Genomic DNA, 13,001 nt, shown 5'->3' with positions numbered 1-13,001 from the left:
CGTCGATGTCCAGCGCCGCTTCCCTTTCCGCCGAACGCGTCCTCATTCTCGATTTCGGGTCGCAGGTCACCCAGCTCATCGCCCGCCGTGTGCGCGAGAGCGGGGTCTATTGCGAAATCCATCCCTTCGGCATGAGCGACGAGCGTATCCGCGAGTATGACCCGAAGGCCATCATCCTGTCCGGCAGCCCGGCCTCCGTCACCGAGGCGAACGGCCCGCGCGCGCCGCAGGCGGTGTTCGACCTGAAGGTCCCGGTGCTCGGCATCTGCTATGGCCAGCAGACGATGTGCCAGCAGCTGGGCGGCAACGTCTCCGGCTCCGACCACCGCGAATTCGGCCGCGCCTTCATCGAGATCAAGGAGCCCTGCGCCCTGTTCGACGGGCTGTGGGAGGTCGGATCGAAGGAACAGGTGTGGATGAGCCACGGCGACCGTGTCACCGCCCTACCCGACGGCTTCCGCGCCGTGGCGGTCAGCGATGGCGCCCCCTTCGCCGCCATCGCCAATGACCAGCGCCGCATGTATGGCGTGCAGTTCCACCCGGAGGTGGTCCACACCCCGCACGGCGCCCAGTTGCTGGCGAACTTCGTCCACCGCGTCGCCGGCATCAAGGGCGACTGGACCATGGCCGCGTTCAAGCAGCAGGCCATCGAGAAGATCCGCGCCCAGGTCGGCAAGGGCAAGGTGATCTGCGGCCTGTCCGGCGGCGTCGATTCGTCGGTCGCGGCCGTGCTGATCCACGAGGCCATCGGCGATCAACTGACCTGCATCTTCGTCGACACCGGCCTGATGCGCGCCGGCGAGTCGGAAGAGGTCGTGCGGCTGTTCCGCGACCACTACAACATCCCGCTGGTTCACCGCGAGGCATCGGACCTGTTCCTGGGCAAGCTGGCCGGCGTCACCGATCCGGAGCAGAAGCGCAAGATCATCGGCGGCCTGTTCATCGACGTCTTCGACGAGGAGAGCGCCAAGGTCGGCGGTGCGGAGTTCCTGGCCCAGGGCACCCTCTACCCCGACGTGATCGAGAGCGTGTCCTTCACCGGCGGTCCGTCGGTCACCATCAAGTCTCACCACAATGTCGGCGGCCTGCCGGAGCGGATGAAGCTGAAGCTGGTCGAGCCGCTGCGCGAGCTGTTCAAGGACGAGGTGCGCGCTTTGGGCCGCGAACTCGGCCTGCCGCCGGCCTTCATCGGCCGCCACCCCTTCCCCGGCCCGGGCCTCGCCATCCGCGTCCCCGGCGAGATCACGCCGGAGAAGCTGGAGATCCTGCGCAAGGCCGACACGATCTATCTGGAGGAAATCCGCAACGCCGGCCTCTACGACGCGATCTGGCAGGCTTTCGCCGTTCTGCTGCCGGTCCGCACCGTCGGCGTGATGGGTGACGGCCGCACCTACGACCATGTGCTGGCTCTGCGCGCCGTGACCTCCACCGACGGCATGACCGCCGACTGGTACCCCTTCCCCCACGACTTCCTGGCGCGCGTGTCCAACCGCATCGTCAACGAGGTCCGCGGCGTCAACCGCGTCGTCTACGACATCACGTCGAAGCCGCCGGGGACCATCGAGTGGGAATGAGGCGAGTGGGAGTGAGTCCACACCTCAATTTTGAATATTGAAGAACAGACTGCCCGGATCCCAGTGGTCCGGGCAGTTCTTCAATGGGGATGGTCCCTCAGCGGATTGAGGATCTCAACCCCGGCAAAATCCTTCTCATTGTCGGTGACGACGATACAGCCGTTGGCCTCCGCTACAGCCGCAATGATGGTGTCCAGCGCACTGCGTGGGCGACCGGCCGCCGAACCGTCCGCCATCAACCGCGCCCAGACAAGCGCGGCCCGCTCATCGAAGGGTAGGACTCGGCCGGCAAATAGGGCTTGAGGTCCTTCCGGCCCGGAAAACCAAGTGTCGAGCAGATCTCGCCGCTTGCCCACCGGCATTTGCAATATGCCACGGCGGATTTCCGCCACCGTCAGCGCAGCGATATAAAGATCCTCGTCGGTCTGCCTGACCATCCAAGCCATCAGCGACGGCGATGGTGTCGGCTTGACGATGTTGCTGATGATGTTGGTGTCGAGCAGGAAGCGCATTAAAAATCCACGGAACGTCCGCTCTCATGCGAACGGCTCAGATCGATGTCCGCATCAACCATGGGAGACCGCCGCAATGCGGCAAGGATGCCGCCTTTCGATGGTGGTTCACCGGCCACCGATCGGGTGACCACCGCCCGAAGCGTCGCCGCCTCCGCAGTATCCTCCGCCAGCCTCCGCGCCAACTTGCGGATCAGGTCGCGGTCGCTGCCGCGCCCCACGACCTGAAAGCGGGTCAAGCCGTCATCGCCGGCAGATGGGTGCTCATGGGTCGATCGGCGTTGCGGATTGGTCATCGTCACCCCCTGCCTCACCCCAATTTAGCCGGCGCTCCCGCCCCGGACAAGTGAGGGGAATGTCGCAAGTCGTTCAAAACAGCGACTCGACCGTCTGCGTCCTGAGACTGCGCCGTTTGCCGCGGATTGGCTTGGGGCTGGATGGCAGCATCCCCTCTCTTTGGGCGCAGAGGTCGTGCCAGACATGACCCGGCCGCTCCGGCGTCCAATACATGGGCTCGCCAAGCAGCACCTCTTCACCGCAACAGCTGCAGGGGGGATATGGGCTGGATGTGTGTTCGGACCGGTCCATCTCACCGTTATGCCAGTGGTGAGGCGATCCGTAAGTGATACGGATCAAATCAGACCGCAAGGGCGCAAAAAAATCGCTCAGCTGACGCTGAGAGGACGGAGGCCGGCCCTGCTTTCCCGCAACGGGGAAAAGCGGCCGGCCACCTTCTTTTGTCCTACCGTGCGTCGGCTAGCGCGACGCAGGCGCGGTCGCGGCCGGCGAGGCTGCCGCAGCCGTCGGCGCGCTGGGAGACGAAGCGCATCACCACGCGCTCGCCCTTGCCGACCGATTGCGGGGGAAGCAGCGCTTCGGCGACCTGCGTGGTGAATTGCGGGCTGACCCGATGCGTGGTCGGCGGCGCCGAGTCGAGACTGGCGACCTGGACCGGCTTGGCGGCGGACAGCACGGGTGCGGGCAGTGATGCCACCGCGACGGGTGCCGGGGCTGGATCGGCGAGTTTCGGCTCGGCCGGATGCGGTTCCATTCGGCGCGGCTCGACCGCACGGGATTCGGGGGCGCGGGAGTCCGGCGCGGCGGAGGCGACGACGACCGGCGCCGGCTCGGACCGCTGCGGCGGGGCGGTCGGCCTGCCGCCTTGCGGCTTCGGCGCGTCGTCCGGCACCACCGCGACCTCGATGGCCGAGGCGCCGGCGGCCTGCGACGGCTCGCGCGGCGCTGCGCCGCGCAGAACCGGGGTCAGGGCCGCCAGATACATCTTCGTCTCGCGCGGCAGCCGCTGCTTGCCGGCCAGATGCTGGGCATAGCAGGCGGGGCCGCAATTGTAGGCGGCCAGGAAACCGGGAGCGCCGAACAGGTCGTACATCTCGCGCAGATACGCGGTGCCGGCCATGATGTTGTCGCGCGGGTTCGACGGGTCGGGACCGAGACCGTACTGGGTCCGCATCAGCTCATAGGTGCCGGGCATCACCTGCATCAGCCCGATTGCCCCGGCGGAGCTGGTCAGCACCTTGCCGCTGTTGGTGGTCGCACGGCCATTGCTCTCGCGCATCATCACCGCGCGGATCCATTTCTCCGGCATGTCGTATTTCTGGGAAGCCTCGCGGATCAGCGGGACCCAGCGCGACAGCGGATCGTTCGGGTCCGGTACATAGGCGGCTTCGACCGGCGGGGCCGTCTGCACCTGCGGCGCTTCGGAGGCGCAGCCGGCCAGACCGAGGGCGAGGCACAGCATTGCACCGGCGGCGTTGATCGTCGCGAGGTTTCGTATGACCACGAGTGAATTTCCGTGCTGTTGGCGCGGGCGGGACAAGAGTTGGATCGCTTTTCAATGTATAGGCCACGCCTGTCAAGCGACATCACGGCCGTTTGTCGAATCCTGTCCCGAAGATGCCTCAAAGTTGCCCGATTTATCCCTTGTAACGAAGTCGACAATTAGGATTTTTGGCAAATGCTGGTATGCCAATCTTCGCTGCCCATCTGGATAGGACCATCCCGTGCTCCCATCCTGTCATAGGGCGCGACAATGAGAACCTTGACGGAACATCCGCGCCACCCCTAATGGAGGGCACCGGCCACGCCCTCAACCGACGCCGCCTTGACCGCAAGCCTTGTTGATCGCCTTGGGCCGGCCGAATTGGATCGACGATCATGACCGCCCCGCAACGGACCTTCACACCGGCTCCCCAGCCTTTGCAGCCCCAGCGGTCTCCGCCGCAGGGCGATGCCCCGCCCCCGCCCCGTCCGCGGCGGCGGTTCGGCCGGCTGTTGCTGGTCCTTCTGGTCGTGCTCGCGGCCGGCGGCGGGGTTGCCCTGTGGCGTGCAAGCAGCCCGGCGGCCCTTCCCCCTGCTCCGTCTGTCCCGGCGGCGGAACGGCCGGTGGAACTGACGGCGTTGGAAGTGACGGCCGTCGCGCCGCGCGCGCTGACGGAAACCGTGCGCCTCAGTGGTTCCGTTTCCCCCATGGAGCAGTCGGCGGTGAAGGCCGAAGTGGCCGCGAGGCTGGCCGAGGTGCTGGTGCGCGAGGGGCAGGCGGTCCGCCGCGGCGATGTGCTGGCCCGCTTCGACACGGTCGAGCTGACCGCCCGCCTGAACGAGAAGCAGGCCAATCTGGAGGGCGCCCGCGCCCAGATGGTGCTGGCCGAAAAGACGTTGTCCAAGAACCGCACGCTGAACCGCAGCAACATCGTTTCCGACACCAGCCTGGATCAGGCCGAAAGCAGCTTCGGCTTCCAGCGCGCGCAGGTCGATGCGCTGGCCGCCCAGGTGGAACTGGCGCGCAAGGCCCTGCGCGACGCGGTGGTGGTCAGCCCCATCGACGGCATGGTCGCCACCCGCTCCGTCAATCCGGGGGAAAATCTGGCGGTGAACGCCGCCATGTTCACCATCGTCGACCTGTCCCGGGTGGAGGTCGAGGCGACCGTCCCGGCGGAGCAGGTGGCGCGGCTCGCCGTCGGCCAAGCCGCGACCCTGCGGGTGGAAGGCTTCGGCGAGCGGGAGTTCGCCGGCCGCGTCGCCCGCATCAACCCCATGGCGCGGGCGGGGTCGCGCGCCATTCCCGTCTATGTGACGATCGACAACAAGGACGGCGCTTTGCGCGGGGGCATGTTCGCCAGTGGCGAGGTTCTGGTGGCGCAGGCATCGGGCGCCATCGCCGTGCCGCCGGTCGCCGTCCGCCATGACGAGCGAGGCGATTTCGTTCTGGTCATCACCGATGGCCGCACCGAGCGCCGGCCCGTCACGCGCGTGGGATCGTGGGCGCGCGGCGATCTGGTGCAGGTGGAGGGGCTGGCACCGGGCGACCGCGTGGTCACCGGCAACCTGCCCGGCCTGACCGCCGGCCGGCCCGTCACGATTGCCGGCACCTGATCGGGAGCAGCCGCCATGCCGATCACCCGCATCAGCGTCGACAACCCGGTCTTCGCCACCATGATGATGGTGGCGCTGATGGTGCTCGGCCTCTTCTCCTACAACCGGCTGGGCGTCGACCTGTTTCCCGACGTCGATTTCCCGGTGGTGGTGGTCAGCACCAGCTATCCCGGCGCCAGCCCGGAGACGGTGGAGACCGACATCACCCGGCCGGTCGAGGATGCGATCAACACCATCGCCGGCATCAAGACCCTGACCTCGCGCTCATACGAGGGGCAGTCGGTGGTGATCGCGGAGTTCGAGCTGAAGACCTCCTCGGTCCAGGCATTGCAGGACGTGCGCGAGAAGGTCTCGGCCATCCGCGCCACTTTCCGGGACGAGGTGAAGGATCCGCAGATCACCCGGTTCAACCCGGACGACCAGCCGATCCTGTCCATCGCCGTCACCTCCGACCTGCGGTCCTTGCGCGACCTCACCACGCTGACCGACCAGATCATCCTGAAGCGCCTGCAGAATGTCCGCGGCGTCGGCAAGGCGACCATCGCCGGCGGGGTGAAGCGCCAGATCCTGGTCCGCCTGAAGCCGGAAAAGCTGGAGGCGCTGAACGTAGGCGTCGACGAGGTGATCGCCACCGTCACCGGTGAGAACCAGGACGTTCCCGCTGGCACCGTCACCGGCCAGGGGCGGGAGCGCGTGGTGCAGGTGGAGGGGCGCGTCCGCAATCCGCGCGACCTGCTGGACCTGATCGTCGCCCGCCGCGGCAACAGCCCGGTGCGGCTGGGTCAGGTCGCCGAGGTGGTCGACGGGCAGGAGGAGCAGGACTCCGCCGCCCTGCTGAACGGCAACCCGGCGCTGGCCGTCGATGTGGTCAAGGTCCAGGGCGCCAACACGGTGGAGGTCGCGCGCGGCCTGCAGGCGGCGATCGGGGATCTGCGGACCAACGGCTCCCTGCCGCCGGACGTGACGCTGGCGGTGGTGCGTGACAGCTCCCGCGGCATCACCAACTCGCTCAGCAACGTGCAGAAGACGCTGGTCGAGGGCGGCATCCTGACCATCCTGATCGTCATGGTCTTCCTGGGGTCCTGGCGCAGCACGGTCATCACCGCCCTGACCCTGCCGGTCGCCGTGCTCGGCACCTTCGGGATGCTGGCGGCGATGGGCTTCACGCTGAACATGATGACGCTGATGGCGCTGTCGCTCGCCATCGGCATCCTGATCGACGACGCCATCGTGGTGCGCGAGAACATCATGCGCCACCTCGCCCGCGGCCAGGGCCACCGGCAGGCGGCGCTCGACGGCACGGCGGAGATCGGGCTGGCGGTTCTGGCGACCACGCTCACCATCGTCGCGGTGTTCCTGCCGGTCGCCTTCATGGGCGGCATCATCGGCCGCTTCTTCCTGCAATTCGGCATCACCGTCTCGGCGGCGGTGCTGATTTCGCTGTTCGTCTCCTTCACGCTCGACCCCATGCTGTCGAGCGTGTGGTACGACCCGGCGGCGCACGGCAAACACGGCCGCTCCATCTTCGGCCGCTTCGCGGCAGCGTTCGAACGCGGCTTCACCGCCGTCTCGCACGGCTATGGCCGGCTGCTGCGCTGGGGACTGCGCCGGCGCTGGGTGGTGATGATCGCGGCACTGGCGATCTTCTTCGGCAGCTTCCTGCTGGTCCCGCGCATCGGCGTGGAGTTCGTCCCCGCCGCCGACCTGGGCGAGCAGATCGTCGAGGTGGAAACCCCCGTCGGCTCATCGCTCGCCGCGACCACCGCCAAGACCAAACAGGTCGAGGCGGCGATCCGCGAGTTCCCGGAAATCGCCTACACCTACAGCACCGTCAATACCGGCGTGTCGATCGGCCACAACCGCGGCAGCATCTATCTGCGCTATGTTCCCATCGACCAACGCAAGCGCTCGCCGAACGACCTCGCCCCGCTGCTGCGCCAACGGCTGTCGGCGATCCCCGGCGTCACCATGGGCATCGCCATCCCCGGCGTCGGCGGCGTGCAGAAGCAGATCCAGGTGTCGGTGCAGGGCCGCGACATCGCCGAATTGGATCGGCTGTCGCAGAAGGTCATCGGCGCCATGCGCGCCATCCCCGGCTTCGTGGATGTCGACAGCACGCTGAAGGCGGCCAAGCCGACGCTCGCCGTCCGGCTGGAGCGCGACCTTGCCAGCGACCTCGGCATCAGCACCACCAAGGTGGCCGACACGCTGCGCCCGCTGTTCGCCGGCGATACGGTGTCGAGTTGGAAGGCGCCGGACGGCGAGAGCTACGACGTGCTGGTCCGCCTGCCGGAGGCCGACCGTGCCGGTCGCGCCGACCTCGACCGCATCTATCTGTCGGGTGGGAGAGACGTCGCCGACACGCCGCGCATGATCCCGCTGTCCCAGGTGGCGGATGTGACGACGACGCTCGGCGCCTCGCAGATCAACCGGCGCGATCTGCAGCGCGAGGTGAATGTCCAGGCCAACGTCCAGGGCCGCGCCGCCGGCGACGCCGGACGCGAATTGCAGGCGGCATTGGCGAAGATCGAACTGCCGCCCGGCTACCGCATCGTCTTCGGCGGATCGACCAAGGACATCGCGGAGACCAGCGGCTATGCGGCGCAGGCGCTGGCGCTCGCCGTCATCCTGATCTACCTGATCCTGGCCTCGCAGTTCGGCAGCTTCCTGCAACCGCTCGCCATCATGGCCTCGCTGCCGCTGTCGCTGGTCGGCGTGTTCCTGGGCCTGCTGGTGGCGGGATCGACGCTGAACATCTTCAGCGCCATCGGCTTCATCATGCTGATGGGTCTGGTGACCAAGAACGCCATCCTGCTGGTCGATTTCGCCAACCAGGCGCGCAAACGCGGCGCCAGCCTGCACGATGCACTGGTGGAGGCCGGCATCATCCGCCTGCGCCCCATCGTGATGACCACCGCGGCAATGATCTTCGGCATGATCCCGCTGGCGCTCGGCATCGGCGAAGGCGCGCAGCAGCGGGCGCCGATGGCCCATGCGGTGATCGGCGGCCTCTTGTCCTCCACCATCCTGACGCTGCTGGTGGTGCCGGTGGCGCTAACCTATCTGGATGGGCTGTCGCGCCGGATGAAGCGCTGGTTCGCCCACACCGATCCGGACGCCCAGCAGCACCCGGCGGAGTGAGCGTCAGGCCAGCGCGGGCGACCGGGCGGTGCCTTCCACGCCGACGCGGCCGAGATTCTCCTCCACCCAGCGCCCCGCCGCCTCGCGCCCGGCGTCGCGCAGCCAGTTCAGGAAGCTCCAGTCGGTCATAAGCTTCGAATAGAGGCCCAGGTCCTGCAAATGCTCGTCGGCGCCGATCAGGTGCAGGCGCGGGGCATCGGGAAGGGCAGACAGACAGCGCATCTCCTGCAGCAGGGCGGCGTTGAAGGTGATCTGGTTCAGCCGGGCGGCGATGCCGGCCGGATCCTCCGGGGTCGTGCCGCAGGTAAGAGGATTGATCGTCACCACCATCAGGTCGGCGCCGGGACAGGCCTCCGCCAGCGGCGACAGTGGCGGATTGGCGAGATAGCCGCCGTCCCAATACTCCTGCCCGTCGATCCGCACCGCGCGGAACAGGTGCGGCAGGCAGGCGGAGGCCAATAGATGGTCGACTTCCACCTCCGTCTCGTCGAACAGCCGCAAGGCACCGCTGCGCACGTTGGTGGCGCTGACGAACAGCCGCAGCCCGCTCCGCCGGATCAGGTCAGGCTCCACCATCTCGGTCAGCAAGCCGCGCAGCGGGTGGAAATCGGCCGCCTGCGTCTGATAGGGGGTGACCCAGCGCCGCGCCCAGTCGACCAGATGGGTCCCCGGCGCGTGATCGACGTTCCAGCGGCCGAGCAGCCGGTCGGTCACGCTCGGCCGGATCGGCCCCAGCCGCCCGGCGGCGCTCACCCGCTCCCAGAAATTCGCCAGTTCGGCCCGGGCGCCGTCGCGACCGCCCCTTGTCCAGCCCTGCACCAGCATCGCCGCGTTCATCGCACCGGCGCTAGCGCCACTGACGCCGACCAGCCGGATGTCCTCCTCCAGCAACCGGTCGAGCACGCCCCAGGTGAAGGCGCCATGCGCGCCGCCGCCCTGCAACGCCAGCGCCAGCGTCGGCTTGGGCCGCGGCAGGGCCAGCATCGGCCCCGGCCCCGACAATTCCAGCGGTTCCGCCGGCAGAGCGCGCGGCGCCGGCTTCGTCCGGCCGCGCATGCGGTTCCACAGCCTTCGGATCATGGTCATGTCCGGCACGTCTCCAACTACTAATGCTGCGTCGCAACATGAGAAGAGACTTTTGCATCGGCAAGGGGGTATGCCCATGGAGGCAGGCGCCACGGCATTGGAAACCCGCCCCCACATGCACTAAGTAGGCGCACACCTCCGACGCCGAGCCGCCACTTGCCCACCATCATTCCGATCATTGATCCCGAGGACCCGCGCATCGAACCCTACCGCGACGTGCGGGAGCGCGATCTCGTCGGCCGCGATGGGTTGTTCATCGCCGAGGGGGCGGTGGTGGTGCGCAGTCTCGTCCAGTCTACCCGGTATCGCCCCCGCTCGCTGCTGATCGCCGACAAGCGGGTGACGGCGCTGGAGCCGATGCTGGCGGCCCTGCCCCCGGACACCCCCGTCTACACCGCCACACAAGCGGTGCTCGACCGCATCGCCGGCTTTCCGCTGCACCGCGGCATCCTGGCAGTCGGCGAGAAGATCGACGTACCGAGCGCGGCCGACCTGCTGGGTGCCTGCGGCCCGGTCGCCCGGATCGTCATGCTGTTCGGCATCGGCAACCACGACAATATGGGCGGCATCTTCCGCAACGCCGCTGCCTTCGGCGCCGATGCGGTGATCCTCGATTCCGGCTGCTGCGACCCGCTCTACCGCAAGGCGATCCGCGTTTCGGTGGGGGCGACCCTGCTGGTGCCGACGGCCAAGCTCGCCGCCGGCGAGGACCCGCTTGCCCTGCTCGACCGCTTCGGGTTCGAGGCGGTGGCGCTCAGCCCCGCCGGTGCCGAGACGCTGGCCGCCCTGACCCCGCCCGGCCGCGCCGCCCTGCTGTTCGGGTCGGAAGGGCCGGGTTTGCCGCCTGCCCTGCTGGTCCGTGCCCGCAGCGTGCGCATTCCGATGGCCGGCGGCTTCGACTCCCTCAACGTGGCGACCACCAGCGGCATCGTGCTGCACCACATCGCCTCCGGACAGGCCACATGACAGACGACACCACCACGCCCGCCGCCGACCCGCATCTGGTCCACGACCTCGCCGTCGCCCATCCGGAGGTGACGACGCTGGGGGCCGCCGGCGTGCTGCGGATGCATGACGCCGAGGCGCGCGGGCTGGTGCCGCTCGGCCTGCCGCTGCCCAAGGGCAAGCGCGACCTGCTGGTCCCGGCGGAGCGGCGCGAGGCCATCCTGCTGGAGATCACCGGCCGCATCGACCGCGCCCACCGCCGCGACGCGCTGCTGGCCCAGGGCCGCCGCGCGCTGGCCGGAACCCACACCGCGTTGCTGTCCTGCGAGGACCGCACCCGCGTCCGCGCCGTCCGCAGCGACGAGTTGCCTTGGCCCGGCATGGCCCCGGCGATCCGTCTGCAAGTCTCCCGGACCTTCGACGCCCTGGAACTGTCGGACCTGTCCGATGCCGAACTGTCGGCACGGCTCGATCACGACCCCACCCTGCGCGCCGCCCTGGACGACGCGCTGTCCCGCGTCGCCACCCGGCTGCGCGATCTGGCGGAGCGGGCCGGCGACGATCCCGACTGGGGCTTCGCCAGCCTCGCCGAGCGCCTGAGCAAGGCCGCCCGCAACCGCACCGACACCGACGAACTTCTCGACCGCTGGGACCGCGAGTACGACCAGTGGCGTCGCGACCGGGCGGAGGCGCGCGGCCGGCTCTATGTCGACCGTCATTTCGACTTCTCCCGCTTCGAGCGGCTGTTCCCGGTGGCGCGCGGCATGAACCGCAAGCTGGTGCTGGTGATCGGCCCGACCAACTCCGGCAAGACCCACCGCGCCATCACCGCGCTCCGCGAGGCGCGCGACGGCGTCTATCTGGCGCCGCTGCGCCTGCTGGCGCTGGAGGTGATGGAGCGGCTGAACGCCGAAGGCACCCCCACCACGCTCATCACCGGCGAGGAGGAGATCCGCACCCCCGGCGCCCGCCACACCGCCTCCACCATCGAGGTGATGGACCCCGACCGCCCGGTGGAGGTCGCGGTGATCGACGAAATCCAGATGCTGGCCGACCCGGCACGTGGCTGGGCCTGGACCGCCGCGCTGATGGGTGTCCCGGCGGAGACCGTCTATATTCTCGGCGCGCCCGAAGTCCGTCCGCTGGTGGAGCGCGCCGCCGCCCATCTCGGCGAGGCGCTGGAGGTGGTTGAACTCGACCGCAAGACGCCGCTGTCGATGCTCGACCGCCGGCTGGAGTGGGCGGAGGTGGAACGCGGCGACGCGCTGATCGCCTTCTCCCGCCGCGAGGTCCACAGCGTCCGCGACACGCTGCTGGCGCAAGGCCTGTCGGTCGCCGCCATCTATGGCGCGCTGGCCCCGGCGGTGCGGCGGCGCGAGGCGGCGCGCTTCCTGTCCGGGGAGGCCGACGTGGTGGTGGCGACCGACGCCATCGGCATGGGGTTGAACCTGCCCTGCCGCCGCGTCCTGTTCACCGCGCTGGAAAAGTTCGACGGCAGCAGCGTCCGCCCGCTGAGCGCGACGGAGGTGAAGCAGATCGCCGGCCGCGCCGGCCGCTTCGGCCAGTTCGAGGAAGGTCATTTCGGCGTCATCGCCCGAGGCACCCCCGCCGCGCTGAAGCGCCTGCTGGAGGCGCCCGACGGCCGCCTGCGCGCCGACGCCCCCCTGCCTGTCCGACCGACCCGCGCCATGCTGGCCCGCCTCGCCAGCCACATCGACAGCGCCGAGACGCGGCTTCTGGTGGAGTGTTTCGGCAGCGCCGCCACCGCCGGCTCCCCCTTCCGGCTGGCCGACCTGTCGGCGCTTCGCCGCGCTGCGCCGATGCTGGACGCGCGGCGGCTGGCTCTGGCCGCCAAGCTCGACCTGCTGCTCGCCCCCGCCGATCTGGAGGAGCCGGAGGACGCTAAGGTCTTCGCCGCCATCCTGGATGCCGTGGAGGCGGGGGAGGTCCTGCCGCTCGCCCGGCTGATCCCGGCCCGGTTCGATGGGCTGGCCGCCGATGTGCTGGAGGCTGCATCGCGCGCCTGCGACCTCTATTTCTGGGCCTCGCGCAAGTTCCCGGACGCCCTGCCCGACCGCGACCGCGTGCGCAGCGCCCGCGACGCCATCGGCCAGCGCCTGTCCGAAGCGCTGGCCTCCCGCGCCCGCCGCCGCGAACCGCCGCCCGCCGCCGGTTTCCGCGGCGCCCCGCGCAAACGCTTCGGCCCCCGTCGACGATAAAAGCCGACTCTGAGCATCCCGGATGGTTCCCGGCGAAATTCGCTCGCATGGCACTGCTGCACTGCGAACGAAGTGACCACCACGCTGTTCTGAACTGGACCCGCCTTGGCAAGGCGCCCACATTGATAGAT

At 68.9% G+C, this 13,001-nt stretch carries 9 protein-coding genes; 5 read left to right on the top strand and 4 right to left on the bottom strand.

Going from position 1 to position 13,001, the window contains the following annotated elements:
* The first annotated feature begins 5 nt into the window (after positions 1-5).
* Positions 6-1,574 carry a glutamine-hydrolyzing GMP synthase gene (gene guaA, locus TSH20_RS01830; protein WP_085089616.1) on the top strand — a complete coding sequence of 523 codons (1,569 nt, stop codon included), beginning with the start codon at positions 6-8 and terminating at the stop codon, positions 1,572-1,574.
* A gap of 80 nt (positions 1,575-1,654) precedes the next feature.
* Here the strand turns inward: guaA and TSH20_RS01825 are convergent, their stop codons facing one another.
* The 3 genes from TSH20_RS01825 to TSH20_RS01815 all read right to left on the bottom strand — a co-directional run bounded on the left by TSH20_RS01825 (position 1,655) and on the right by TSH20_RS01815 (position 3,887).
* A complete protein-coding gene (locus TSH20_RS01825) occupies positions 1,655-2,086 on the bottom strand; it encodes a type II toxin-antitoxin system VapC family toxin (protein WP_109073121.1) in 432 nt (143 codons plus the stop codon).
* The gene (locus TSH20_RS01820; RefSeq protein ID WP_109073169.1) at positions 2,086-2,382 is read right to left on the bottom strand and encodes a hypothetical protein; all 297 of its coding nucleotides are present in this window, start codon (positions 2,380-2,382) and stop codon (positions 2,086-2,088) included. The genes TSH20_RS01825 and TSH20_RS01820 overlap by 1 nt, the downstream gene beginning before the upstream one ends.
* A gap of 446 nt (positions 2,383-2,828) precedes the next feature.
* The gene (locus TSH20_RS01815) at positions 2,829-3,887 is read right to left on the bottom strand and encodes a lytic transglycosylase domain-containing protein (protein WP_247871536.1); all 1,059 of its coding nucleotides are present in this window, start codon (positions 3,885-3,887) and stop codon (positions 2,829-2,831) included.
* 374 nt (positions 3,888-4,261) lie between these two features.
* Here TSH20_RS01815 and TSH20_RS01810 point away from each other — a divergent pair, with 374 nt between their 5' ends.
* Together TSH20_RS01810 and TSH20_RS01805 are read left to right on the top strand one after the other, a co-directional pair.
* Entirely contained in the window at positions 4,262-5,479 is a 1,218-nt protein-coding gene (locus tag TSH20_RS01810; protein WP_109073119.1) for an efflux RND transporter periplasmic adaptor subunit, read from the top strand.
* A 15-nt stretch (positions 5,480-5,494) separates the two neighbouring features.
* Positions 5,495-8,620, top strand: coding sequence for an efflux RND transporter permease subunit (locus TSH20_RS01805; protein ID WP_109073118.1), 3,126 nt, complete (start codon positions 5,495-5,497; stop codon positions 8,618-8,620).
* 3 nt (positions 8,621-8,623) lie between these two features.
* On the opposite strand, the gene TSH20_RS01800 is transcribed toward TSH20_RS01805, so the two are convergent.
* On the bottom strand, positions 8,624-9,706 hold the full coding sequence (locus tag TSH20_RS01800; protein WP_109073117.1) for a patatin-like phospholipase family protein: 1,083 nt from the start codon (positions 9,704-9,706) through the stop codon (positions 8,624-8,626).
* Between the two features lie 156 nt (positions 9,707-9,862).
* Between TSH20_RS01800 and TSH20_RS01795 the strand changes: the two genes are divergently transcribed.
* On the top strand, positions 9,863-10,672 hold the full coding sequence (locus tag TSH20_RS01795; RefSeq protein ID WP_109073116.1) for an RNA methyltransferase: 810 nt from the start codon (positions 9,863-9,865) through the stop codon (positions 10,670-10,672).
* Positions 10,669-12,870 carry a helicase-related protein gene (locus TSH20_RS01790; RefSeq protein WP_109073115.1) on the top strand — a complete coding sequence of 734 codons (2,202 nt, stop codon included), beginning with the start codon at positions 10,669-10,671 and terminating at the stop codon, positions 12,868-12,870. Before TSH20_RS01795 ends, TSH20_RS01790 begins: the two co-directional genes overlap by 4 nt.
* Positions 12,871-13,001: the final 131 nt, after the last annotated feature.

The organism is Azospirillum sp. TSH20, assembly GCF_003115935.1.
GTDB lineage: Bacteria > Pseudomonadota > Alphaproteobacteria > Azospirillales > Azospirillaceae > Azospirillum.
Note: the sequence above shows the minus strand (reverse complement) of the source record. Positions and strands in the feature narration are given on the sequence as shown.

Excerpts from the sequence above, each read along its gene's own strand:
- guaA (WP_085089616.1), top strand. The coding sequence starts at position 6 with ATGTCCAGCGCCGCTTCCCTTTCCGCCGAACGCGTCCTCATTCTCGAT.
- TSH20_RS01825 (WP_109073121.1), bottom strand. The coding sequence starts at position 2,086 with ATGCGCTTCCTGCTCGACACCAACATCATCAGCAACATCGTCAAGCCG.
- TSH20_RS01820 (WP_109073169.1), bottom strand. The coding sequence starts at position 2,382 with ATGACCAATCCGCAACGCCGATCGACCCATGAGCACCCATCTGCCGGC.
- TSH20_RS01810 (WP_109073119.1), top strand. The coding sequence starts at position 4,262 with ATGACCGCCCCGCAACGGACCTTCACACCGGCTCCCCAGCCTTTGCAG.
- TSH20_RS01805 (WP_109073118.1), top strand. The coding sequence starts at position 5,495 with ATGCCGATCACCCGCATCAGCGTCGACAACCCGGTCTTCGCCACCATG.
- TSH20_RS01800 (WP_109073117.1), bottom strand. The coding sequence starts at position 9,706 with ATGACCATGATCCGAAGGCTGTGGAACCGCATGCGCGGCCGGACGAAG.
- TSH20_RS01790 (WP_109073115.1), top strand. The coding sequence starts at position 10,669 with ATGACAGACGACACCACCACGCCCGCCGCCGACCCGCATCTGGTCCAC.